The sequence below is a fragment of the Vibrio sp. FF145 genome, assembly GCF_041439075.1.
In the GTDB taxonomy this organism is placed as follows: domain Bacteria; phylum Pseudomonadota; class Gammaproteobacteria; order Enterobacterales; family Vibrionaceae; genus Vibrio; species Vibrio tasmaniensis_A.
The window spans coordinates 23109-48603 of the sequence record NZ_JBGONH010000039.1 but is presented as its reverse complement, the minus strand read 5'-3'; the positions used below and the strand labels follow the sequence as shown (position 1 = coordinate 48603).

General features: G+C 42.7%; 22 protein-coding genes. 7 read left to right on the top strand and 15 right to left on the bottom strand.

From position 1 onward, the window contains the following. Positions 1 to 118: 118 nt before the first annotated feature. Positions 119 to 547 (bottom strand): RimK/LysX family protein, encoded by a 429-nt coding sequence (locus tag ACED42_RS15180; protein ID WP_004733090.1) that lies wholly within the window; start codon positions 545 to 547, stop codon positions 119 to 121. A 32-nt stretch (positions 548 to 579) separates the two neighbouring features. Then, on the bottom strand, positions 580 to 1485 hold the full coding sequence (gene rimK / locus ACED42_RS15175; protein WP_012601042.1) for a 30S ribosomal protein S6--L-glutamate ligase: 906 nt from the start codon (positions 1483 to 1485) through the stop codon (positions 580 to 582). A 602-nt stretch (positions 1486 to 2087) separates the two neighbouring features. Here rimK and ACED42_RS15170 point away from each other — a divergent pair. The 4 genes from ACED42_RS15170 (at position 2088) to ACED42_RS15155 (ending at position 7493) form a co-directional block, all read left to right on the top strand. Continuing rightward, positions 2088 to 3872 (top strand): SgrR family transcriptional regulator, encoded by a 1785-nt coding sequence (locus ACED42_RS15170; RefSeq protein ID WP_371703161.1) that lies wholly within the window; start codon positions 2088 to 2090, stop codon positions 3870 to 3872. A 187-nt stretch (positions 3873 to 4059) separates the two neighbouring features. Further along, the gene (locus ACED42_RS15165; protein WP_371703159.1) at positions 4060 to 5112 is read left to right on the top strand and encodes an MBL fold metallo-hydrolase; all 1053 of its coding nucleotides are present in this window, start codon (positions 4060 to 4062) and stop codon (positions 5110 to 5112) included. A 67-nt stretch (positions 5113 to 5179) separates the two neighbouring features. Then, on the top strand, positions 5180 to 5944 hold the full coding sequence (locus ACED42_RS15160; protein ID WP_371703157.1) for a fumarylacetoacetate hydrolase family protein: 765 nt from the start codon (positions 5180 to 5182) through the stop codon (positions 5942 to 5944). A 190-nt stretch (positions 5945 to 6134) separates the two neighbouring features. Beyond that, a complete protein-coding gene (locus ACED42_RS15155; RefSeq protein WP_371703155.1) occupies positions 6135 to 7493 on the top strand; it encodes a Na+/H+ antiporter NhaC family protein in 1359 nt (452 codons plus the stop codon). 201 nt (positions 7494 to 7694) lie between these two features. On the opposite strand, the gene ACED42_RS15150 is transcribed toward ACED42_RS15155, so the two are convergent. The 3 genes from ACED42_RS15150 to ACED42_RS15140 form a co-directional block, all read right to left on the bottom strand. Continuing rightward, on the bottom strand, positions 7695 to 8855 hold the full coding sequence (locus tag ACED42_RS15150; RefSeq protein WP_371703165.1) for a multidrug effflux MFS transporter: 1161 nt from the start codon (positions 8853 to 8855) through the stop codon (positions 7695 to 7697). Between the two features lie 322 nt (positions 8856 to 9177). Then, positions 9178 to 9558: a hypothetical protein gene (locus ACED42_RS15145; RefSeq protein ID WP_371703152.1), complete on the bottom strand. Its 381-nt coding sequence runs from the start codon at positions 9556 to 9558 to the stop codon at positions 9178 to 9180. A 184-nt stretch (positions 9559 to 9742) separates the two neighbouring features. Beyond that, positions 9743 to 11455: a pseudouridine synthase gene (locus ACED42_RS15140; RefSeq protein ID WP_371703150.1), complete on the bottom strand. Its 1713-nt coding sequence runs from the start codon at positions 11453 to 11455 to the stop codon at positions 9743 to 9745. A gap of 291 nt (positions 11456 to 11746) precedes the next feature. Here ACED42_RS15140 and ACED42_RS15135 point away from each other — a divergent pair, with 291 nt between their 5' ends. After that, a complete protein-coding gene (locus ACED42_RS15135) occupies positions 11747 to 12199 on the top strand; it encodes an NUDIX pyrophosphatase (RefSeq protein WP_371703149.1) in 453 nt (150 codons plus the stop codon). A 17-nt stretch (positions 12200 to 12216) separates the two neighbouring features. Here the strand turns inward: ACED42_RS15135 and ACED42_RS15130 are convergent, their stop codons facing one another. From ACED42_RS15130 to ACED42_RS15085, 10 genes are all read right to left on the bottom strand, one after another. Then, a complete protein-coding gene (locus ACED42_RS15130) occupies positions 12217 to 12654 on the bottom strand; it encodes a bifunctional diaminohydroxyphosphoribosylaminopyrimidine deaminase/5-amino-6-(5-phosphoribosylamino)uracil reductase RibD (protein WP_371703148.1) in 438 nt (145 codons plus the stop codon). A gap of 259 nt (positions 12655 to 12913) precedes the next feature. After that, complete coding sequence (locus tag ACED42_RS15125; RefSeq protein WP_009844743.1) at positions 12914 to 13441, bottom strand: DUF4823 domain-containing protein; 528 nt, start codon at positions 13439 to 13441, stop codon at positions 12914 to 12916. A gap of 76 nt (positions 13442 to 13517) precedes the next feature. Further along, entirely contained in the window at positions 13518 to 14105 is a 588-nt protein-coding gene (locus ACED42_RS15120) for a nucleotidyltransferase family protein (RefSeq protein WP_017102478.1), read from the bottom strand. Further along, positions 14098 to 14391 carry a putative quinol monooxygenase gene (locus tag ACED42_RS15115; protein WP_371703145.1) on the bottom strand — a complete coding sequence of 98 codons (294 nt, stop codon included), beginning with the start codon at positions 14389 to 14391 and terminating at the stop codon, positions 14098 to 14100. The genes ACED42_RS15120 and ACED42_RS15115 overlap by 8 nt, the downstream gene beginning before the upstream one ends. A 948-nt stretch (positions 14392 to 15339) precedes the next feature. Then, a complete protein-coding gene (locus ACED42_RS15110; RefSeq protein ID WP_371703143.1) occupies positions 15340 to 16197 on the bottom strand; it encodes a hypothetical protein in 858 nt (285 codons plus the stop codon). After that, positions 16197 to 17051, bottom strand: a complete 855-nt coding sequence (locus tag ACED42_RS15105) for an ABC transporter ATP-binding protein (RefSeq protein ID WP_371703140.1) — start codon at positions 17049 to 17051, stop codon at positions 16197 to 16199. The genes ACED42_RS15110 and ACED42_RS15105 overlap by 1 nt, the downstream gene beginning before the upstream one ends. Then, entirely contained in the window at positions 17048 to 17419 is a 372-nt protein-coding gene (locus tag ACED42_RS15100) for a GntR family transcriptional regulator (protein ID WP_017111621.1), read from the bottom strand. Before ACED42_RS15100 ends, ACED42_RS15105 begins: the two co-directional genes overlap by 4 nt. 226 nt (positions 17420 to 17645) lie before the next feature. Continuing rightward, positions 17646 to 19388 (bottom strand): EAL domain-containing protein, encoded by a 1743-nt coding sequence (locus tag ACED42_RS15095; protein ID WP_012601022.1) that lies wholly within the window; start codon positions 19386 to 19388, stop codon positions 17646 to 17648. Between the two features lie 847 nt (positions 19389 to 20235). Then, entirely contained in the window at positions 20236 to 22179 is a 1944-nt protein-coding gene (locus tag ACED42_RS15090) for a putative bifunctional diguanylate cyclase/phosphodiesterase (protein ID WP_371703138.1), read from the bottom strand. A 161-nt stretch (positions 22180 to 22340) separates the two neighbouring features. Next, complete coding sequence (locus ACED42_RS15085) at positions 22341 to 22898, bottom strand: hypothetical protein (RefSeq protein WP_371703137.1); 558 nt, start codon at positions 22896 to 22898, stop codon at positions 22341 to 22343. 558 nt (positions 22899 to 23456) lie between these two features. Between ACED42_RS15085 and ACED42_RS15080 the strand changes: the two genes are divergently transcribed. Together ACED42_RS15080 and ACED42_RS15075 are read left to right on the top strand one after the other, a co-directional pair. Then, complete coding sequence (locus tag ACED42_RS15080; RefSeq protein ID WP_029222829.1) at positions 23457 to 24146, top strand: response regulator transcription factor; 690 nt, start codon at positions 23457 to 23459, stop codon at positions 24144 to 24146. Continuing rightward, positions 24139 to 25488: a HAMP domain-containing sensor histidine kinase gene (locus tag ACED42_RS15075; protein WP_017099768.1), complete on the top strand. Its 1350-nt coding sequence runs from the start codon at positions 24139 to 24141 to the stop codon at positions 25486 to 25488. Before ACED42_RS15080 ends, ACED42_RS15075 begins: the two co-directional genes overlap by 8 nt. Positions 25489 to 25495: the final 7 nt, after the last annotated feature.

Here is a 25495-nt window from a genome sequence, read left to right as displayed (position 1 = left end):
AGCCAAATATCCGTTCAGGTTCAAGCAATAATGCTTATCCGAACGGCATTAAGTCTCAAAGACTGGCCTTTATTAATGCGCGTTGTTGACTCACTATTTGAGCTGTGGAGCAGTTCAATTAGTGAGAAATTAGAAATTCCCCCGCTGGGTCAACAATCACTTTGTCACTCATGCCTTGACGACCAAGCAGCATCATATAAGTCATATCTTGACGGTTGCTTAGTGTGATATCGATAGGCCATTCCTGACCGCCGATTTTTAGCATGGTTTCAATCACACAACGGTGTTCAACTTCGCCGTTCGATGATTTGATTCTTTTACTTGTTTTCAGCTTCGCCTTGCAGCGCACTGTCTCTTCTAGGTGGTAAACGTCTGGGTGAAGATCGAACTCAACGAAGTTTTCACCGTCTGTTTTTACACATAGTAGATTGTCTACGTGTAGAGAAGAGGTTTGAGCCCCTGTATCAACACGCGTATGTAGTCCAGTTATCCCTAACTCTGGTAAGCAAAGTGCTTCTGTATTCCCTATGATCATTTTATTGTTCATGTTTTTTCCAATCATGAGTAAACGTCGTTTAATCAGCCTTTGCCACGAGTACGGTTAGCGTTTGGTTTTGCATTTTTTTCAATGAACTCGAAAATCATGTCTGCCACATCTTTGCCTGTTGATTTCTCGATACCTTCTAGGCCTGGAGAAGAGTTCACTTCCATTACAACAGGGCCATTCTTAGATTGTAGAATATCGACACCACATAGGTTTAAACCCATGATTTTAGCCGCATTGATCGCTGTAGCGCGCTCTTCTTTGGTTAGTTTAACCAGTTGAGCTGTACCACCACGGTGCAGGTTAGAGCGGAATTCACCCTCACCAGCTTGGCGTTTCATTGCTGCAATAACCTTGTTACCCACAACAAAACAACGAATGTCTGCGCCATTAGCTTCTTCAATGAACTCTTGAACCAAGATGTTCGCTTTTAGGCCCATGAATGCTTCGATAACGCTTTCAGCTGCTTTGTTTGTTTCTGCTAGAACCACGCCGATACCTTGAGTACCTTCAAGAAGCTTGATAACCAGTGGCGCACCACCTACGTTTTTGATCAAGTCTTGAATTTTGTCTGGGCGGCTTGCGAAACCTGTTTTTGGTAAGCCAATACCTTTACGAGACAACAATTGTAGTGAGCGCAGTTTGTCGCGAGAACGACTGATTGCTACTGACTCATTGATACAAAAAGTGCCCATCATTTCGAATTGGCGAACAACCGCAGTGCCGTAAAAGGTAATGGAAGCGCCAATACGTGGAATAACAGCATCGTATTGAGGTAGCTCTTCACCCATGTAGCGAATCTTCGGATTGTTACTCGCGATATCTATATCACAGTGCAGCGTGTCGATAACATCGACCTGGTGACCACGAGCTTCTCCAGCCGCTTTTAAGCGAGAAGTAGAGTATAGGTTTTCGTTGCGAGAAAGAATTGCGATACGCATGGCGTTTCCTTAGTTAATACCTGATTGGTAACTGCAAATAAATGAGTTGTTAGCTGAGCTTTCAGTTTTTCTGAGGCTCTTTGCTTGCTTCGGGGCGAACCTTAAGGCTTTTCGTTTAACTAAGAAAACGAATTAAATTTGTCGAGTCGACAACAGAAATTTATCGTATGTGTGAGTGATTGGTACAGCAGGGTTTAGAGGGCGTTTTGAATGGAAAAGCGAGTTGAGACCTAACTCATATTGGGGGTAGGAGCATATTAGGTTGTATCAACTCGCGTTAACTCGGTGCTTAAAAGTGTACTAATAACGCCAGTTACATAGCTCTATAAGTGTTCGTAGTGCTTCTCTTTCGAGCTTGCTACAGGTGCTTTTAAGCTTATTAAGATAGTATTTTCTCATGATGGTTACTTCTCTTGTATTAGGCTTTGGTGGGAACTCAAAGTTCCTTGTTGACCCATTAATTATGGTCACTTAATAGGAAGTAATAAACAGATGGGTTTTTACTAGGTTGTTCCTGTTTTTGTCTTTTAGCGCTACTTTTGGGCTGATGTGTTTTATAATGAGCTTAATCAGGAAGGGTTGTTTCTAAAAAGGTTCATTATTTGTCTGATCTAAACATGATGCGTTACTACACAAGGCTAGATTCGTTTGAGCCTAACCTCTCACATTCGGTTACCTTAACTGAGGTCGCAGATAAGCTGTTCACCAGCTTGCGCCATGCACGAACCTTGTTAGGCAAGATGCATCAGGCTGAATGGTTGGTGTGGGAGCCAAAAGTCGGCAGGAATCAACGTTCTAACCTGACATTGCGCTATAGCAATCAAGAATTGACTCAACATGTTGCTAGTAAACTGATAGAGCAGGGCAAATACGAAAAAGCACTCTCAATTCTAGACAATGACCGCGCTGTATTTGGCTCTCTCCTCCAAGAAACCTCTGGCGCGACGATGCGTGAAGGGCTGCTGCACGTTCAATTAACCTATAAACGTAAGTTTGAAGACCTATTCCCGCATCATATTCACCGCAGTAGCGAACGATTTTTGATCAGGCAAGTGTTCAGTTGCCTCGTCACTTGTAATGGCAAGGGCAAGTTGAAGCCTGAACTGGCGCACCATTGGGAATATGATGCTGAAAAATTAGTTTGGACTTTCTATTTGCGCCCGGGCTTAACCTTCCATGATGGTCAACCCGTTGACGCCAAGCAACTCGTGTCGTTATTTACCGCCTTACAACCGCTACCTTTCTATCAGACAGAGCTCGCCCATGTCGCTTCGGTTTACAGTGAACAGCCGTTAAGGATCAGCTTCCAATTGACCAAAGCAGACACTGGCTTCGCGGGCTTATTGGCTGGCGTTAAGTATTCGATTCAACCTGCTGCGCAAGTGACTCGTGAGCCATCGCCATTGAATTCAGTGTCTCATGCCGTGATTGGAACCGGCCCTTTCAAAGTGGTTGAGACTAGTAACGAACGCATCAAGCTTGCCGCATTTGAACACTATTATGGTTGTCGCTCTCTAACGGATGAAGTGACTATTTGGCAATTCGAAGAGTCGATGACGGGCAGTGCTCGCTTTGATGACAGCCAAATGCAGGTGTCACCTTATGAAGATTCATCTTGCTTCCATCAATTAGGGAAAAGCGACGCGAAGCTGGTGTCGGCTGAAACTGATGGCCTTCGTAGCCGAGTTGAGGATGGGTGTTTGTTTATCCTATTCAATCAGAACTCAGCGGCTAGCCCACTAAATAATGAGCAGCGCAAATACCTTTCAGAACTGACCAACCCACAAGCGATTTTGTCTCAGCTGGAACACAATAAGGGTTTGTTTAGTGTCTCTTTAGCTCAAAATATACTGCCAAGTTGGAAGAAATTGTATCGAACGCCTTCGAAAGAGACACAGCTGCCGAAAAAGATGACTATTGCGGTTTACGATTATTATGCGTTGTATCGATGTGCGATTTGCGTATCCGACATACTCAAACGATATGGCGTAGACGTTGAGGTGAACACCTACAGTTTTCGAGAGTTGGCGCAGCTCTCTCAGAGTGGCGAGTTAAAGGAGGGCTTGGTGTTGTGTAACCTCAACCTCGATGACAATGCCCCGTCTTCGCTGTTCTCATGGATGATGAACGATCCTGTTTTGCACTTTGCTTTGGGAGAGATGAACAGCGACTGGCTCAAGCAGCGCTTGGATAGTCATAAAGCATCGGTTGAACTGCCTAATTACTTGGCAGAGCTAGAACCCATCGCGTCTACTCTGATCTCAGATTATTGGTTAGTGCCCATGTTCCATCACTTACAGACCGTTCGTTTCCAAGGGATTCTGAAAAACGTTGCCATCACCAACTGGGGATGGCCAGATTTCAAGAATGTATGGTCTGCTGATTAACCTTTCTGACTAGCTAAATAACTAAGTTAACTCGTTGCCAAAATTGGTTTTTCCAAAATCGACTTTGACACGCTCACGTCTAGATAAATTAAAGATTACACTCGGTGGTTTACTTTTTGGTTTTGGCATGTAAACTAGTCGGTGTAGTTTATGTGTTGGGTCTATCCCAACGGTTAAAGAGATACCAATGAAAAAATATCTATTACCGATTTTAGGAGTACTTGCCGTGGTCGCTATCGTAAGCACAGGTTCACAATCAAACGACAATCTAGATAAGCTTCCAAAGAAGTTTGCTAACAGTGAGTTGGAATACAAATCGGGTATGTCTGATATTTTTTCAATCTTGAAAGCATACGTGACTGTGGAAAGAAACGAGCCAGTGCCGCGCGCTGCATTGCCTTTGATTCCAATGACAGCTGAGCAATTGATCGAAGAACAAGACGACGTTGCTTACCGCTTAGGTCACTCAAGCGTGATGATGAAGCTGGATGGCAAGTTAGTGATGACTGACCCTGTGTTCAGTGATCGTGCATCACCAGTGCAATGGATGGGACCAAAGCGTTTTCATCCGACACCAATCACACTGCAAGACCTACCCGATATTGATGTGGTGGTGATCAGCCACGATCACTACGACCATTTAGACAAAGGTGCCGTTAAGGTGCTCGCCGACAAAGTGGGGACGTTCTTAGTGCCATTAAGAGTTGGCGCACTATTGGAAAAGTGGGGCGTGGATAAAGGGAAGATCATCGAATTGAATTGGTGGGAATCAGCAACAGCCTCAGACATTGAGTTCACGTTGACACCGACACAGCATTTCTCTGGACGTGGCTTGCTTGATCGTGACCAAACACTGTGGGGCAGTTGGGTTATTAACGCTTCAGACAAGAAAGTCTTCTTTAGTGGTGATTCTGGTTACTTCAGCGGCTTTAAAGAGATTGGCGACCGCTTCGGCCCGTTTGATTTAACCATGGTTGAAACGGGCGCGTATAACTCACTTTGGGCGGATATTCATATGTTCCCAGAGCAGAGTGTTCAGGCGCACATTGATCTGCAAGGTAAGGTGATGATGCCAATCCACAACAGTACCTTCGACCTTTCTATGCATGATTGGCAAGACCCAATGGAACAAGCACTGGCGATAAGCAAAGAGCGAGATGTACAAATGGTAAGCCCTGTGATGGGTGAACGTTTGGTGATTTCAGAACAAGTACCTGTTCAAGCATGGTGGAAACTGTAATTGGATACCTACCCACAAGCTATAAATTTCAGTATTATAAAGCCCTATAATTTCAGGGTGATAAGACATGCAAAGTAAGTTTAGACAAGCGGCAAAGGAGTTACTAAGCTACCGAGTTTCTGGTATGAAAGCAGCGCGAATGAGTGATCAATTTCGCCCGAACAACCTTGAAGATTCTTTACACATTCAAGCATCAATGGTTGACCTTCACCGCAGTAAAGTCGGTGGTTGGAAATGCCTGTTGCCATTGAGCGAAGAGAAGTTGATCGTTGCGCCTATTTTCGAAGATAGCGTTCAGTTTGGTTCTGAATGCGAGGCTTTTTCGGATAACGGAGTAGTTCGTATTGAACCTGAAATTGCTTTTGTCTTGGCCAAGCCTTTACCAGCAAATTCCAATGGTTACACTGAAGAGCAAGTTAATGAGGCTATCGGTTCGTGTCGCATGGCTTTAGAGCTTATTCAATCCCGCTTTGCCGATGATAGTGGCGTAGAGTTCTATGAAGTGTTGGCCGATGGCTTAGCTAATCAAGGTTTGTTTCTTGGCCCTGAGCTTAGTAAAGAGAGCGCTTTTGCAGCGGCGAACTTTGAGATTGCTATTACTCAAGATGAGAAAGTGCAAGCCTTCACTGGTAAGCACCCAAACTCACTACCACAAACTCCTATCTATTGGCTGATTAACACCATGACTCAACGCGGTGTTAGCTTCGAAGCGGGGGAGGCCATTATTACCGGGTCATATTGTGGTGTTGTTGAAGTCGAATTCGATAAACTAACGACAGTACGTTATGACGAGCTGGGCGAATATGAAGTGATATTTAAACAAAAGTTATAAAGTTTTCTGCTTACATGATCTGTTCTCGAAAGGCTATTTACTGGTTAGTAAGTAGCCTTTTCTATTATGTGATGTTCAATGATGTGCTTATTACTTTGCATTAAATTGGGCGTTTAGACGTCTAGACGTTGACAAGCCTTAAGTGTGACATTAGTCTGCTCATCTTCCTGTTCTATTGCGTTGATGTTCCATGTCCAATTCAAAAAATTCTAATGCTGTAATTGCACCTTCTGCAGTTGCGCTTATCCCTCTGATCGTGTTCCTAGCGCTGTTTATTGGCGTAGGTACGTACTTGTCACTGCAAGGCGTCGATTTTGCTTTCTATCAGCTTCCAGCTCCGATTGCGGCTTTGCCTGCAGTGATGCTAGCGTTGTTGCTAAGCAAAGATAAATTGAACCGTGCTATCGAACAGTTCTTAGGTGGAGTAGGTCACAAAGACATTATCGCAATGTGTATGATCTACCTATTGGCGGGTGCTTTTGCGGCTGTAGCTAAAGCGTCAGGCGGCGTTGACGCAACCGTAAACCTTGGGCTGTCGGCGATTCCGACAAGCATGATTTTACCGGGTATCTTCCTTATTTCTGCTTTCATTGCGACCGCAATGGGTACGTCGATGGGTACTATCGCTGCGGTTGCTCCTGTTGCACTAGGTATTGCTGACTCAGCTGGCATGAGTATTCCTCTAACCGCTGGCGTAGTGCTAAGTGGTGCTATGTTTGGTGATAACCTTTCAATCATCTCTGATACCACGATTGCCGCGACTCGCTCGCAAGGCTGTGAGATGAGAGACAAGTTTAAAGAGAACATCCGTATTGCACTTCCTGCTGCACTTATCGCGATTGTTATCTTTGCTTTCAACAGCACGGCGACTCAGGTACCTGAAACGGGCCCAATTGAATGGCTGAAAGTCCTTCCGTACATCACTATTCTAATCCTTGCGGTATCGGGCATGAATGTGTTCGTTGTGTTGACGATTGGTATCTTGCTAGCGGGTGGAGTGAGCCTAGGTTCTATTGAGCACTACGGTATGACGGATTACGCTCAAGATATCTACGCAGGCTTTGGCAACATGCAAGAGATCTTCTTACTGTCGATGCTGATTGGTGGTTTGAGTGAGCTGATGCGTCGCCAAGGTGGATTAGCGTTTCTGACTAACTTAGTGAGCGGTTTGATTCGTGCATTTGGTTCTTCTCACTCTAAGCAAGCGAATGGCCGCGCAAGTGAGCTAGGCATTGCAGGATTAGTATCAATGGTGAACCTATGTACGGCAAACAACACGGTAGCAATCATTGTTTCTGGTAGTGTGGCTCGCCAATTAGCTGAAGAGAATGATGTATCTTCACGCCGCTCTGCAAGCTTATTGGATATCTTCTCGTGTGTGATTCAAGGCGTACTGCCTTACGGTGCTCAGGTGTTGCTATTGGGCTCTGTGTTTAACCTATCGCCGCTAGAGATCGTGTCTAACTCTTACTACTGTTTCGCGCTTGCAATCGTGGCTGTAGTCGCTGTGTTTATTAAACACCCAGCGCGTAAAGTGGCTAACGCTTAGTAGTAATTGACCAAACTGAGTGCTCACTGGCTCTGATAAGAAGGCTCCTTAATAGGAGCTTTTTTGTGCGTGAAACTCATGGCTTGAAAATTCAATGTACGTCTTCAAATACAAGAAAACCGCCTATGTAGACGGTTTCTAATTTCGTTATAGCGGTTTTCAAGTTTATTGTAGTGTGAATGACAATTAGGCTTGAGAGCTTTAATTCAGCTTATTAGTCACGAACTCTTTGTTTCTGACCATTAGCCACATCAGGCCGCCTAGCGTACCGATGGATAATTGGATAAAGCCGAGGTTTTCAATCAGCGACTCTGGGCGGATTGAAACCAACACCATACCAAGTGAACCACAAATCATGCTAAAGAACTGAATCAATGCGACGGCAGAGCCCGTGTCATGATCTTGCTGGTTCAGCATTAAGTTGGTGCCCGGTACTCGCATGATGATAACCATCAGCGTCGCTGGTGCTGCGATAAACATAAAGAACCAAGGGGACAAGTCGCCGATGGTTAGGGTAAAGATTCCTGCTATCGCCAATAAAGCAAAACATCCAGAGATGACCTTTTGAACTGATATTCTGTAGGACAACTTCATATAAATTGTTGGGCCAAATGAGGCGCACAATGCATTGAACGCAAAAGCGTAACTGAATTGCTGTTCGGTCAATCCAAAGTGATCGATGTAGATATAAGAACCCGCCGCAAGAAAGCCCATTAGTGCCATTGGTGTAATAGAGAAAATGACCAGCAGTTTTATGAACGATCGGTTTTTCATGACCACGCCCATTCTGCCCCATGAGCGGAACATAGAACCTTGGTATTTAGTTTCAAGTGTCTCTCGGTAGCAAAGTGCCAATGCTGAGGCGAACGCACCAAAAATAGCGAGCGTGACAAACATCATTCGCCAAGAAGCAATTTTCAGTAGAAAGGCACCAAATACAGGTGCAACCATCGGCGCGATGATCACCAACGACATGATAGTCGCCATGATCTTTTCGCGTTCTCGGCCGTCATAAAGGTCTTTCACAATGGCGGTTGCGATAACTGTGATAGCACTGCCCGCAAAGGCTTGGAATATACGAGCCCCAATCAACTGCTCTATGCTATTGGTCATTGCACATAATACGCTCGCCACCATATAGCTTGCGATGCCAATGAGCAGAATCGGCTTACGTCCAAACTTTTCGCTGAGCGGTCCCCAGAACAACAGGCCAACTGCATAGGTCACGAAGTAGCTGCTCAGGGTTAGGTTGACCATTGATCGGTCAGTATTAAACACCTCAACCATTTGCGGAAGGGCTGGCAAATACAGGTCGATGGTCAATGGAGGAAACGCACTGATGATGACGAGGAAAAATAGCATACCGGTCTTACCCAGTATTGGTTGTGGTTTCTTCAAGGTATTTCCCCGCTATCCAATAAAGGGCTTTTAATGGATGTGATGTTGGTTTTCAGAAGATTTAAGACACGCTAGACATGAAGGATGGATTCGCTCAAGAACTTGGCGGAAATCTCTAATGGTTTGTCTTGGTACTTATTGTATTACAAAATATTATCACTCTTATAGTGAACGAGTTCAACCTGTTAGTGGCTAGGCTGGATTGCAATGATGATTTATAGGTTGTAATGCGGATCGATGTTTTGTAATGCTCATCGAAAGCTTGTAGTAGCTGTGAGCTAGCTGGTTATCTTTTCTTTGGGCGCTTTTCTACCAAGCCGTTGCGTTCTAGGCCGCGTCTAACACTACTGCATAGCTTACCAAAACGGCGTAATTCTTCGAAGTTAGGGCCTTGGCCGATTGAAATACTGTGTTCCCAATACATCAATTCACTGTCGACCATCTCCAATAATTTCTTAGAGCAACCAGAGCAGTTTCCTTTCGGTCCACAGATAAACGTCTCCGACTCGTAAAGAGGGAGTTCGTTTTTCACTTCTTCAATTAGATTGAGCATTGCCGAGTTTAAGTCTGGCTTTTTTTCTGTGAGTGGTTTCAAGCTTAGTGCTTGCGAAGCGATCACGGAAGAAGTCGTTGTGTTGGGTTGTATATTCAAAGCAGCTGATGACATATCAAAGGCCTCAAGAAAAGAAGAAGAGGCGCATGCTACTCGTCACAAAAAAGTGGACCTTGATGTAGTGCAATAAGCGTGGAGAATTATCCGAAAGGGGTAGGAGAAAGAGGGAGTCAGAGTCACAAATGGTTTGTGACTCTGGTTTATCTCCTAGGCTCAACGCAGAAAGTAGTCTTAACGCTTAGAATTCGGCGTCGAACTGGAACTGCATCCACTCTTTGGTGACTGGGTGGTGCAGTGCTAGCCTTTCTGCGTGTAGGTGCAGCCGGTCGGCTTTATTGCCATATAGGCCATCACCGACGATAGGCATGTTAAGGCCTTCTTCGTGTGAACAGTGAACACGCAACTGGTGTGTACGCCCTGTTTTAGGGTGCAGGTAAACCTTAGTAGTTTGCTCGTTTCGCTCAATCACTTCCCATTTGGTTTCTGCAGGCTTGCCGTGTTCGAAGCAGACAATCTGACGAGGACGGTCATACAAATCACCACGCAATGGCAGTCGAACATAGCCTTCATCTTCTGCTAGAAAGCCTTCAATCATTGCCACGTAACGCTTCTCAACTTCACGAGTAATGAACTGCTTCTGTAGGCTTTTGTTCGCACGTCGTGTAAGCGCAAATATTAGAATGCCAGAGGTCGCCATATCCAAGCGGTGGATAACAAATGGCCCTTCAACATCGGGATGCATTTCTTGAACGCGAGTGTAGGCTGAATCTTTGATGGTTTTACCCGGTACGGATAGAAAACCTGCTGGTTTGTGCACCACAACGATGTGATCGTCTTGGAATAAGATATCGAGGTCTTTGCCTTCTGCTGGGTTTTCTAGCAATGGGTTGGGATCGACTTCAAGGCCTTTCATCATATGGCCTAAAATCGGTACACACTTACTTTGGCAAGAGGCGTAGTATGTTTTGTGTTTGCGGATTTCCGACTTTGGAGAACGACCCCACCAAAATTCAGCCAGTGCCAATGGTGTGTAACCGTTTAAATACGCGTATTGCAAAAGCTTGGGTGCGGCACACTCGCCAGAACCTGCTGGTGGTATCTTGTTTGGCGTGTCTTCAAAGATCTGGTTGAGATCCTCAATGTTACCTTCCGCATTCTGGAAAGCGTATTGTGAAAACAGTTTGTGCTGAAGCTGATGAGAAAGGTGTGCTCTTTGCTCTTTGAGTTCAGCTAATTGATGAGTGAACACATCAACTTTGATTTGTAACTCGTTTAGGATCTGTTCCCAGTTGAGCTTAAGATATTTCTGCTGGTTCTTGTCGGCAACACTGGCTTTGTTTAGCTCGTTATTTAGCTGTTCGAAGGCTTGCTCATCAAGGTTTTCTTTACATTGTTCGCGTTGTTCTTTACGTGTTTTTCGGCCTTCTATAATTAATAAACGCTGAGCTTCAATCTCTTGTTCAGCTTGTGCTTTTTGTTGTGCCAGTTGCTCGCACAGTTCAAGGTAATCAGCGTTTGCTTGCAGCGCTTTAAATTTCGCATTCACAGCCATCATGTCGGCCGTGTCTTGATGGAAAAAGCTGTCGCTACTCAACATGTCGAATACGGGCGGAACAAAGTGATGCAGTAGGTTTTGGTCGGCGATTTTTCCAGAGAAAGCAGAGAAGTAACCAAGCTCACCTTCAGGGCTTTTCACCAGTAACACACCAAACATTTTGCCGCGGCCTGCGTCTGAATTTAGCCCGAAGTCATGTTGCCAATCGGTTTGCGTTTCTAGATATTGTTGAAGCTGATGAGAGGCGATTTCACACAGTGGGTGCGGTTCGTAGTAGAACGGGAATGTGAAACGCTCAGGCAACGAATATGACTCGATCGGCTGTTGAAAACGAGTGAAGCAATGCTCAGGAGTATGGCTGTTTTCTGAGTCACGCGTTGGTTTTGATGAGTGCATAGTCGTATTAATACTTATATCGTGGTGATAAAGGGTTGTGAGTCTACTGTGTATGCTTAAAGGTTTTAAACACAGTACAAGGCGGCGATTCTACTCTTTATCGAAAAGCGCCTCAAATAAGAAATGGTTCTATTACTGGATAGCTAAGCGAGACGGTTAACACGGAACCCATGAGTTATGGCTTGAACTTCATTAATTGATGAGTAACTTCTCGTTTTTAATCATAGAAGGTAACTTCACAAACGAAGGGTGGTAGCCTTGCCGCCCTCTTATGAAAACTAAGGTAACGTTATGATTCCACTCAATACTTCAATTGTATCCGGTGTCGCTCTTTCAGAGATCGACGGACAAATGAAAATGCTACTAATGAAGCGTGTTAAGGGCGAGTTTTGGTGCCATGTCGCAGGCTCGATTGAAGCAGGTGAAACAGGCTGGCAGGCTATCGTGCGCGAGTTTGAAGAAGAGACCCAAATTAAAGTGGAAGCTTTGTATAACGCGCAGTTTCTGGAGCAGTTTTACGAGGCTCACGTTAATGTGATTCAGCTAATCCCTGTGTTTGCGGTGCTATGCCCACCCAACCAAGCGATTGAACTGAATGACGAACATACAGAGTACCGCTGGTGCGATTTAGAGGAAGCGAAAGCACTTGCGCCGTTCCCCAACCAACATGCCGTCTACGATCATATTTGGTCGTATTTTGTCGATAAGCCAGTCAATCCGCTTTACCGAGTGAAATTGAATTAGCACTGGCTGTTTAAGAGCTAGGACTTACCAAGATACGGGGTTAAAAAGGCGCTTACCTGTTCTTGGCATAACCCTACATCGACTTTCACGCCGTGCGACTCGAGTATCGCCACACCACGACCATTATTGCGAGGGTCAGGGTCTAGCATCGCCACTACTACGTGTTTTACACCTGCTTTAACCAATGTACTTGCGCAAGCGGGTGTTCTGCCAACAAATGAACATGGCTCTAAAGTTACGTAAGCGGTAACGCCTTCCATTTCTCCGTCCGTTTCGCTGTCATAGCCATTCAGTGCTTCAACCTCGGCGTGGTTTCCACCGACCTTTTGCGTATATCCAACAGACACCACCTTATCGTTCTTCACCAAAACACAACCCACAGGCGGGTTTGGTTGGCAATCGGGTAGGGCTTGGCGCGAAGCTTCAAGAGCTTGCAGCATGTATTGTTGGTTCATGGTCGTTACTCAGTATGACGAGAGAGCGCAGCAGATTAGTGGCCAGGCGCGGTTGATGAGTTAGTTACTAACTTACTAAGCTAATAAATTAATAAGCTAAGTAAGTGGGGGGCATGTTCGATCTGATTGGGCTTTTAGTCAATGGTTTTACAGAGGCAAAGTTTGATTCGACATAGGTTAACCATGCTAACTACGGTGTCATAAGGTCGAGTTGATGTTGTCTACGCAATAGAGCTCAATTATTGAATCACCACGATAATTAATTTAATAGGCTAGCCATAAATTCGCTGACCGGCTCTGACAATAAGTCTTGTGGGTGGTCACCGCCAAAGGTAGCTAGCCCGCTTTTTCCTTCGATTATGCCAGACTTAATAATTACTTTTGTTTTAACATCAACAACTGTAATTTTTACGCTTACTTTGTCTGGCTTAGCTGACCATTCAGTCGCGCGATCTTCCCAGTGTAATATGGTAGGAAAAATTAAGTAGTCGAACTCATTGCTTTTCGCATATTCAAGGACAAAATTGTAATCAGCTGCTTGGTTAGCGATTGCGACGTTGTTTAGTTTTGTGAATAACTCTGATTGAAGAGCTTTACTCACCATTAGTCCAGAGCCTGAATAATAGTGCTTCCCATACTCCCCATTCTTTGAGCGGCCGATTAAAACTGAATCACTTGTTTCAAATTTAGCTGTCGAGTTTACATCCGTAACCTGAAGTTTATGTGTATCAGCACACCCAATGATAACTAAGCTTATAAGTATCAGTAACGCACGTAAAATCGACATAATAGCTACCTTATATGGATGTGAGTTAATATTAACCATAGTTTATATTAAACATATTAATGTATAAAATTTGCGACTAATTAGTACGAGCGACAAAGGACCCTTTGAGACTCAAACAACCAATCGTTAACTTGGGCCAATGAGTTAACCAGTTTTTAGATTGAACTCGTTGGTCAAACACGTCTCTGCTGCGATTGGTATTCGGTGTGATCTTTAAATCAAACAAACTCTCTAAACCAAAAGCGGAAATACACTCGATTTCTCCTGTCGGGCTTTGCTTGACGGCGACTGCGGTTTCTTTCTCTGGCCAGTAACTCATCGCATCCAATGAGCTTTGATAGGGCTGATCCTCGTTTCGAGTATGCATGTTGGCTTGATTGCGAACTTGCCAATTTAATTCAGGCAACCGTTGTTGAAGTAGAGCCTCGTATCTAAGACCCGATTCGTAGAAGGTATCAATAGGATCAAAGTAGATCACATCAATATCATTAAGTGGAGTCGGGGAAGCATAGTTATGTAGGTAGTCCCAAACGAGATTTCGCACAAAGCCCGCCGAAACATAACACTGCGGTAAATTCAGTTGAGAGACACAGTCTAAAACCTGCATTCGCAAGGGATCTTGTTTGATCAACGTGATGATACGGTTGGCTAGCGGGTCAATCATTAGGTGTCAGAACATCGGTGACTTGGTAGTGACGTGTTGCGTTCTTGGAGGTTTCACCCCACTCAGACGTTTTTACTCGCTGTTGGTGCGCTTCAAACGCCTCACGGCTAGTGAATTCTTCATAAACTTCAAAACGATTAGGTTGAAGTGAGCTTTGACTGACTCGAAACACGATACAACCGGGTTCTGAGAGTGTGAGCTCCTTATGAACAACCAGCGCTTGTGTGACGGCTTCTAGGTCGTTGTCTGGCACAAGAATATGCCCTTGTAGAATGACTTTACTCATGATCACGTCCATTTGATTTTATCCATTACTGTCTTTTTCTATTAAAAGCTCTTCCGTTACAAACATAATCCCATTTTGAGTTTGTGCCGTACAGTTCAGCGTGGAGAAAAAATGACCATTTTGAATGTAAATTTGGTTACGGTGTAACTCTTCAGGGGGAGCGAGAAAGGTAAATATTGGGAACTAAATCCGTGTTAGTCCGGTCTATTAAATACGTATCACTGAACTGTATTGATACTGAAATGAATTTGTCATCTGAGATAACTAATCTAAATTTCGAACAACGGCTTAATAGATTGAATTGAGCCATAGTTGATAACTAGGTCATACTTTGATGTAAATGGTACTCGAAACTCTATATATTTTGTGACTTGTATCATTGATCTGGCCATCAAACACCGTTAGATTCGAATGGTAGGCAATAAAAATAGCTCATGAAGAGCAGATAAAGAAAAGGAAATATCCCTTATGAAAAAAATGAGAAGAGCACAGCTTCATCGCGTTCGCATCCAATACTGGAAAGACACAGCGAAAGAAGCTTCAAAGAAATAAGCTTTAAATCGTAAAGCTTTAAAAAAGCTGAACAGCTTAATCAAATGTAAAACGCAACAAACCGATTTCAATAGCACTCTCAAGGACCTTCATCTGGTCGGCGACTAAAGAAATTACCCCCCAAAGAGCTGGCAGGCATTAACAGTAATGCAATTCAATGTCAGCTCATTAATACCTCCTAGTTTATCTTTACCCGCTCAGCACTCTGAAGCAAAACCAAAACCAACCACCAATCCGTACCTTTGCCTCTATCACGAAAACCGTTGTTAGAATTCAAAGCACCTAACAATAAAACAGCGGCCAATAAAAAAGCTCCCGATTTCTCAGAAGCTTTGATTTAGATTTAGATTTTGATATCTGATTTGGTTACCCGTTGAGGGCTCAGAATAAGTGACTCTATCGTTGGAACAGCGTCTTCAAGCTCACATCGTCCGTTCTATTTAGCTTTAGGCTCAGCAGATAGCCGCCAACACCAATCAGCACATAAATACCCAAAGACAAAACCGGCGCTTCTGCAATCGCACTGAATGGGTTGCTCGCCGTTAGTACCTTTATTGGTAGTGATGCGATGAGAGAGAAGAAGTCATTGATGCCATAGAATCCAAATACGGCGACCGAGAGTAACTTAATCGCATAGCTTGAGATAAAAATGACAAGCAGTGGAGAATTCACTAACTGCGAAATTGCCAGGGTAACGGTTGCTAGTGGCAATAAAACCAGTGCAACTAACATCATTCGCCCAAAGAATACCAACCAATTGCTCAGCACATAAAACAGTGATTGCTGCTCTACTATCAATGCCAATTGTTGTTCGCTTGAAACGTTCAGTACCCAAAACAAGAAGTCAGCGAATAGAACTAATAGCGCGCAGATAGCCGGAATAACCACTAGACCGAAGCCTAGCTTCACGCCGTGAGTCATGGCATTGGATACAGGCATACTTCTCCAAAACATCGAGCTGCCTTCTTGGCGCTCTTTACGCAGTGTTTTAGGGATGTAAAGCGTCGAAAGTATGAGTGAAATAAGGCCAGCACCAAAGTAGATCACTGAGTTGAGGTCTTGTGCAAACTCTCTGTGGATGTCGCTCACGTCGCCATTCACTTCCATTTGGAAGAAGAACTCATGCTGCGCTGCGCCATTGAAAAACAAACTAACGAACAGCAAGAAACCACATAACGCGATAAATAGAGGTAATCGAGTGTTAATTTTGTGCTCGATCAGTTCTTTTTCTAGCATATAAAAAGTTGGGTGCATTATGCCTTCTCCGTCTGTGTTGCAAGGAATAGGTCTGCGAGACCAACGTTGTAGATGTTACCCAATGATTCAACTTGCGCTTTATATTGGCCTTCCAATAACCACTTAGTGGTTCCTAGCCCAGGCTGTGAGGTCAGAGGATTGAGTTTCTGGATTTCACTTGAGTGGTTGTTTGCGACATCGATAATGAAATAGTCGTTTTCGATGTCTTCCATGCTCTTTTGCAGCACACAATGGCCTTGTTTTAGAATCAATACATCCGTTAATAGGTGTTCAATCTCTGAAACCTCATGGCTGGCAATGATCATCGCGCGTTCGCCGTCATGGAACCACTCTAGGAGGTGGCGATAAAAAGTATCGCGGTAGAGCAGATCTAGACCTAGCGTTGGCTCATCTAAGATCAACACTTGAGTGTCGGTCGCGATGATGATCGCAAGGTGAAGTTGTACCTTCATCCCTTTAGAAAGCTGCTTGATAGTCGAAGTCAGCTTAATGTTGGTGCTGCTTAACGTCTGTTCTGCTTTTTGCTTGTTGAAGCTTGGGTGAACGCCTTGTGTGTATCGAAGCAGTTGCTTTACTGTCATCCACTCAGGCAATACGTTCACATCTGAAATGTACGATAAGTGCAACATGAGTTCAGCGTGCTGGTGGATAGGGTGGTAGCCATTTACTTCAATCTCACCTTGATAGTTGTGCCCACCAAGCAGTGATTTGATCAAGGTCGATTTACCTGCGCCATTGTGACCTAGCAGCCCAAGCACTTGCCCCGGCTTTAACTCAAAGCTGATGTTCTCGACACCCACTTGATTTGAATAGGTTTTAGTTACATTTTTCACTGAAAGTAAAGTACTCATGACTTGTCCTTTATATGTTGTTCTAGCTGTTTCACGAGTTCTTCGACACTCATATCAATGATGCCTAGCGTCTCAGCGATGGCTGGGATCTGTGTGTTGATGAATGATTGATGTGCGGACTCTTTCAATTTTTGAAGTGCCCCTTCTGCGACATACATACCTTGGCCGCGTTTTTTCTCGACTAGGTCTTCATCAACCAGTAACTGGTAGCTTTTCATGACAGTAAGGTGGTTGATTTTAAGATCGGCAGCAACAGCACGCACTGAGGGCAATGCTTGTTGTTCTAACCAAACACCTTGAAGAATTTGGTCACTGATCTTTGCAGCTAGCTGCCTAAAGATCGGTTGGTCGTCTTTCCATTCGGTCATAATTAAAACTGCATGGTGATATACATGTGTATAACACTAAACCTTTTATTCAGATTGGCAAGGTTTTTATAAAAATGAAGAGTAGATTTTTGTGTTTGGGAGAAATGTATTGGGTTATGAGAACACTTGAAGCCTACTTCCTTGTGGGCTCTCAAGTCGTTGTATGATCAATTGCAATTAAACAAGAAAAGGGAGGTCATCAATATTTAAATGAGGTGGAAGATAATTACTCCTCCGAGTGACTAGGTCGACTGTACAGATAACCTTGATGTAGGTTGTAGCCTAACTGACATAAGATATATTGCTGCCTGCGCGTCTCGACACCTTCATAAATCATCGTGATGTTTGATAAGCGTCCAATCTCCGATATATTAAGCAATACTCCTTGATGATAATCTCCTGACTCAATGTCTTTAACAAAACAACGATCCAGTTTTAGGTAGGTCGGAGAGATAGCACTAATTATTTCAATGTTGTTGTTACCTGTACCAAAGTCGTCTAGCGCGATGGTGATTCCAAGATCTTTGATCATTTTGATGTTGTCGATGACCTCATAGCCATAGCCAATGTTTGAATACTCTGTTATTTCTACGACAAACTCATTCGCTTCCATCGTGACTAAATGCTCTTTGAGCTTCGTAAAGTTAGATCCCACCAACGCACTCGGGCACACATTGACACCGTAGATATCATGGCTGTTGTCCAACTTCGCTTTTTTTACTGTTTCAATGATTAAAATAGTATGAAAGGTCAACAAATTAGTACGTCTCATGGTGTTGATGAAACTCAGAACGCCTACGTTGCGCACTCTAGACAATAACTCGTAATATAAAACGCTATTGTCGTCGGTGTTGATTATGGGCTCTTCCTCGAAGGATATGTGTCGCCAACGAAGCAGGTAAATGCCAAAGCCAAGAATATATGAGCGATAAAGTAGCGTGGCGATCACCAGAGAAAAAATGACCCACAGAAGCACAATATCATCACTGTAGAAAGTGATGGTTGCACCGGTTGGAAGTGGGGCTTGATAAATAGGCTGACTGTTTTCGCCTAGGTTTAATATGTAGTGACCATTTTTTTGTATGGAAACTGAATCAACCAAAAGAGGGAGTAATGAGTTCTTATATCTAGCTTCAATAGACCATTTAGAAATACGCGCAATGAGTTCGATGTCCTCTTTGGGGTCTGAGAAGCGTGAATAAGCAAAATCTAGGCTATCGTCAAAATTTTCAATTTGGTCTAGTTCAACCATTTTTGATTGTGTTTTGGATATGTAGCATGAACCATATGGCGTTGTCATCAAAACAGAATCAAGGTTAAGTGAGTGCCTCAATGCGTACACTGCAACTTCGCTATCACAGCCATAGTTCATTACTTCCTCTACTATTTGCTTTGCGTTTTTACTGTATTCATCTGCAATTTTCGTTGTATAAAGGATTTGGAAGAAGTAGACAACGAACAAAAAAAATGAAGAAACGGTACAAACGGTTATAAAGCCTCTGATCAACTCTTTTTGGTAAGTGTTGAGCATCAGCTTCAACATCTCGATATGGCTGAGCTTGAATTGGTTGATGTTGTATTTTGGTGTTATACGGTTGGTTGTACTTTTATCTAGGTCGATAAAATAACCAACCTTATAAAGGTTCGAGATAAGTTCACTATTATTGTTAATTTTGGCTTTCTTACACAGATTCCTATACTTTTTTCTTATCGAAGCAATAATGTTCTTTAAAGCGTACAAGCTGAACTCTTCATCGAAGTGTAATTTAAATGACTTTTCAACATCTCTAGCAGATTGAGGGTTTGATATCGATGAATGCTCAATAAGATATTTGAAAACAAAACTTTCTTTACTATTAAGACTTTCCTCTGATATCTTATTACTGTTCCTTTTTATGTATATTTTTTCTTCATTATAAATTAATTGCAAGCTCTCATAGTTATTGTTTATATTGAAAGAACAATGCATAGCTTAACTCCTAAGCGATAGTTATTATATTTACGTGATTGATATGTGATGCTGAGATTTTCATTCAACCTAAGAGTCCTTTCTAAATAACATAACTAATGTCACTATTTCTCTCAAGATGTTGATACTAATCGCAGAATTTTGGGGTCAATAACAGGTTATAGAGATGTTCACCCAAAACTTGAATTTATAAATAAAAGTTGATGATTTACAAGGGGTAAAGTGGATTTATCCATTTATTTTGGCATTTATCCATTTCTAGGGGCTGGATTTTTACTTTTTGTCTTGTTCTGTAATTTTTGTCATTCCCTCTTTGGAAAGCTAATTTGGCTTTTGGTTTTATATGATTAAATTATTTATATGTCAGATCGCCCGGTTTTTTATGATTATCTCGATATGGTTTATTTATTGTTAATTTTGAGAATATAGTTTTATTTTCTATGTTAATTTGTATTGCACTTGTTTTTACTTCTGTAGTTGGACTGTTTCTATAAGGATGGTTTGATTTTATTTTAATGTCATTTAACTTTATGTAAATAAAGGAAATAAATTCAAGATTACCCGATCTATAAGAAAAGGTAATATCTAGTATTATTTTCCAGAGCATAGTATAAGTATGTCTACTTTGGTTGGTTGGATATTGATAATTATATTAGGGTGACATTGGGGAGTAATTTAAATGGTGATTTAATTACAACTAACCAAAGTGTAAATTATCTAGATTTGGGTATGACGTAAAATTTACGTAAGCGGTATAGTTGATAGCATTTGCGCATTTACCACTTACATAATTATATTGTGCTTGGGGAGTTTAATTGCTTTAGTAAGTAACCCCCTTAGAGCCGAGTTATCTACTAGACAAAAATCGCATTTCGACTTCATCGGGTGGGATAGGTTTGCTGAACAGAAATCCCTGTAAATATTGATATCCGCAACTGGTTAAGAAAGCTTTTTGTGTTTCAGTTTCGACCCCTTTCGCAACCACCTTAAGCCCCATTTTTTCACAGATAGCATAGGTGGCTTGGACAATCGCTTCGCTCCCTTTATAGGTGCCATGGACGAAGCTTTTATCTAGCTTAACGGTACTAATTGGCAAGTCATGTAACATAGAGAGTGAGGAGTAGCCAGTGCCGAAGTCGTCAAGGTGTAGCTCAACGCCTAGCGCTGAAATATCGTCTAATGCTTGTCTGACTTCACCGTGTTTGAAGATCATTGAGGATTCAGTGATCTCAAGGGCGATACTTTTAGGTTGTATGTTGTAGAAGTTGAGCATTGCCGATAGTTGCTCTGCAAAAGTAGTGTGCATCTGAATACACGAGATATTGATGCTCATTACCAATTCATCATCAAATTCTCGGTGCCATATCGACAGTTGCTTAAGTGCAGAGTTAAGGACCCACTTTCCGAGTGGAACAATCTGTCCAGTTTCTTCCGCTAGGCTAATAAACTCATCAGGCTCGATATTGCCCAGATCTTTATCCGACCATCTAAGTAGGGCTTCAAACCCTTTAACTTTATTGCTATTGGTGTCCATTATCGGTTGGTAATGAAGATTGAGGTCATCACCTTCTAGTGCCAGAGTTAACCTATGGCGTATCTCTACTTGCCGATGCAGAATCTGCGCTAAATTTGGAGTAAAAGTTTGGAAGCGGTTCCGACCATTGGCTTTGGCAACATGCATCGCCATTCCGGCCTGCTTTAACAATGATTCTTTATCCGTGGCATTATCTGGAAAATGAGCAGAACCTATGCTGCAACCTACAGATAAGGTGCCAATTCCTTTTATTTGGAAGCTTTTGTTCAAAGAATCGATAATGCGAGAGCAGAGTAACGGGATATTTTGATTTTTTCGGGCGTGAGCAATCACGATGAACTCATCACCACCAAAGCGACCGATTGTGCATGTTTCGTCGAGGATCTGTTTAAGACGCTTGCCAACTTTTTTGAGTAGTTGGTCACCAACACCATGCCCATAAGTGTCATTTACCAACTTAAAGCCATCAAGGTCCACAAACATCAATTCAAAGGGCGAGCGACAGGCAATGCTCGATTCGAGCCTTTTGGTGATCCCGCGGCGGTTGTAGAGCTCAGTGAGGCAGTCGTGCTCTGCGTTATATCGAGCTTTAATCAAATTTTCTTTTTGTTTGGTGGTACAGGTTAGGTTTAATAGCAGTTCACTTTTGTCAAACAACCACTTTCCATGAACATCAAAGTGGTGGGTTTTATTTTCAATTTTACAGCTGACTTCCTCCAAAATGTCTCGACCTTTGCGAGCTGAAAATAACCATTGGTCTGCAACTTCTTCGCTTGAAACAAAATCGGATAGGCGACTAAACGGCGAGCCGTAGTTTTTAGAAAAAGCGGAGTTTGCACTCACTACGCTTCCCACTTTGTTGAATAAAAGAGAGAGGTTGGAACCATCAGAGTATGTGAGATCGCGTTTTAAGCTCTCTTCTTCTGCGATGACTTGCGCTAGCATCCCTGTTCGGCCATCGGGTAATGGGATTCCAGAGAAAAGACATAGTGCGCGTTTAGAAATGTATTTTGGGGTGAAGTTCCACCAAGTCTTTACACTTTGATTTCGCTGAAATTGTCTCTGATATTCTTCAAGCGTTGCTTCGATCGCTTTTGACATTTCAATACCAAAATCGCGTGAGGTCAGTTCAAATAGAGATTCAGACTCCCAAAGAGGGAGGGCACTGCTGTTTGCCCAGGTTATTCGCTTATTATCAATGTCATATATCCAGATAGGACACTTTAGATGTTCGAAAGGTTGGTAGCTGGTCATCATAATAAATTCGGGGAACTCATACTTTAATCGATTTATGCAGACAGATGTCGTGCTTTGGCAGTGCGTCTATCAAATTGAACTCTGATCTTTAACAGCCATGAAGAAGCTATGTGTTAAAGAAAAATCAGGCACTAAAGATAAATTAGCGACAAAAATAGCGTTTAAAGATTCAGTGAACGGATAATTTTGGTTACTTTTCCTTCCGGGGTGCTTTCAATCGCATAGCCTTTATTGTCCCCAAAAATTTCCCCGTTGATGAAGTTCCAACCTATTGATGTCTTGACGATTTCTTTCGGGAAGCGATCGTCAAACATTGAATGATTTGTGTATACCGTCTCAATTGCTTCAAATAATAATTGGGCTTGATCTTGGTTAGTGACGATGAAGTCTTCTTTCAGGCACATTGTTAATTCTGGAAGGGGTTGAGTAGTGAAAGGTTCAGTCATCGCGCCGACTACCCCATTATGTGAATAAAAGCGATATGAACCAGAGCTGCTTTCGTTGCCATCTGGAGATTTAATGCTTGGGGTTGTTAGGTAGAAATTACAGTTGAAGACCATCTTTTGGATAATACTATTTTGTGGTGTGACTTGAATATCTATCCAAGAGCTTACTTGCGCTTTGATTTGATTCATCACCTCATGTTTATTAGGAGCAGCGGTGACTCGTGTTGCCAACAAAGCGGTCATGGTCAGTAACATTAAAAGCGATTTATTCATCTTTAAGTGGCCTTGTGACAAAGTGACTTTTGTTTAATCAGTAAGTCACCGTTGTTTATTATTTGAGTTAATGATTAGCCGAATAAATGTTACTTGAAGAAGACTTTACTTGATAGAGGGGGAGAGAGCTTGATAGAGGGGGAGAGAGCTTGATAATGGAACATGCTATTTGATTGGTTAAGTAATCGTTTTCTTCAATTTTTTAGAATACGATCGCGGTTTTAAAATCTGTCATTTTGTTGATTTGAAGTGTTACTAACTATTGTGTTATTAATGTTTAGTAAGTTTATTTGAATGAGTTTTGTAAATTCTTTTAATGTAAGTGCGCGTAAGAAGGTAAGCAAACGTAAGCATTTAAGCGTCTAGATTTTCCGTTTTTGACGGGAAATCAATCAATAAATGAGCGTTTTTGTTGCTGAACGATGGTTTGTAAACGTGTATGTACAAAAGTGATTAATATGTTTTGCGTACGGTAAGTTAGTGACTTCAATAACAATATTGATGATATATGAACAGTATATATACTGCCCTCGCTTTTAATAAATGCTGGTGATAGAAATGTCGAAAACCAAAGTGCTGATTGTCGAAGATGACCAGGCGATAGCGCGTTTAACTACGCTTTACCTCGAAGCTGAAGGCTACAATGTTAGCGTTGTCCATGAAGGGGATTTGGCCATTGAAGCGATCCGCAGTATTGAACCCGATCTCGTTCTGTTGGACTTGATGCTTCCAGGAATGAGCGGCGCACAGATTTGCCGACAGGCTCGCGAATTTTATAATGGGATTATCTTAGTATTGACTGCCTCTGCTGATGAAATGAGTGAGGTTAGTTTGTTTAAGTTTGGCGCGGATGACTACGTTGCAAAACCTATTCGTGGTCATGCATTATTGGCACGAATTGAAGCACTATTGCGTCGCGCAGCCCCTGTCGTTGCTGAGCCTGACACGACCGCTGAAACCCCAGGTGAAATTGTGATCAACAGTACAGCTCAAAGTGCCACTCTGTATGGACAGAACCTAAAGCTCACCTCTGCCGAGTTTGAAATTCTAAATCTTCTTGTTAATAACATTTGTCAGGTCGTTACTCGAGATCAATGTTGCCAGCTATTTAGAGGTATTGATTATGCCTTTAACGACCGCTCTATTGATATGCGTGTTTCAGGGTTGCGCCGGAAGCTGCGTATGCATGCAAAAGATAAGCAGTTGATCCGTACGGTTCGTAACAAGGGGTATATGCTGGTTGTATAAGTCTATCGCGGTGAAACTTCGATCTGTTTCTATGTTTACTCGTTTGTACCTTGGAATTGTGGCAGGGATGTCGGCAACGATATTTTTGTTTTGGAACCTTGGTGAAGGGCACATGCGGCGTACCCAGATCGAAATATTCCTTAATGATGGCATCTACTTTTCTGAGCAGTATGTTCGTCAACACAACCGAGAAAACTCGCTATATAAAGAACTCGACAGAACAGGCTACCAGCAATTTTATATTTTCAATTTACGCCTGTTGGAGAATTGGTCGGGAGAGGCTCCGTGTCAACGATGCGAGTTATTTACCACCTTGAATGGTGTACCGGTATACCTAAGTGAAAATAATCTCTATTCGGCAGTATTTCAGCTACCAAATTCTAGGTTTAGCTTTGCGTTCAGTGAGGTAGGCGATTTCTTCTCACCTGAAATTGAGTGGTATGAAGATTCAGAAAGAAACTTTCTTATTGGGCTTTTGTTGGCCGTTATCTTCGCTATTGGCGCAAGTGTTTACTTACCTGTTAGGCGTTTTCAAGAAAGAATAGAGTTACTTGTTGAGAAACAGAAGCAGTTTGGTAAGGGGAAGCTGAGTACTCGCTCTGACGTAGATGATATACACCCAGTGTCTGAGCTAGCCAAAAGTTTTAACTTCATGGCTGAGGAGATTGAGAGCAAAGTAAAACAAAGTCATATATTTGCTCAAGCGATTCCACATGAAGTCCGTACACCGCTAAGCCGTATTCAATTGGCGACGGATCTCTTAAGGCGGGAAGCTCCAGAGCATCATCAGGTTTTTTTCGATGATATTGATACCTACATCGGGGATATCAACGACCTCACGTCAGAAATTATCATGCTGTCGAAGTTGAATGTCATGGATAATTCTTTCTTCGAGCTTGTTAAAGTGAAAGCTGACCTTCGCGAGTATTGTTTAGATAGAATCCGTTACTCGGAGTTAGACAATGTTATTTTTGAGTCCAAAGTAAAGCTAGAGTGCAAAATTAAGTGTGATTGCTCGATGGCGCGTTTGGTTTTTGATAACGTGATTAAGAACGCTGGGAATTACACACAAGACAAAGTCTGGGTAACTCTGGACGAGAACTCAGAAAATTGGCTGGTTCTGATTGAAGACAATGGCTCTGGGATACCGGAGGACAGGCGTGAAGAAGTATTCCTTCCGTTTTCTCGCTTAGATTCTAGCAGAGCATCAGCAACTGGTGGGTTAGGGTTAGGTCTAGCGATAGCGATTTCAGCGGCTAAAAAGCTTTCTTGGGACATTCGGATCTGCGATAGCAATCGCGGTGGTGCCAAGTTCTGTATCTTAATCCCAAAGATCACGTAAATGATTT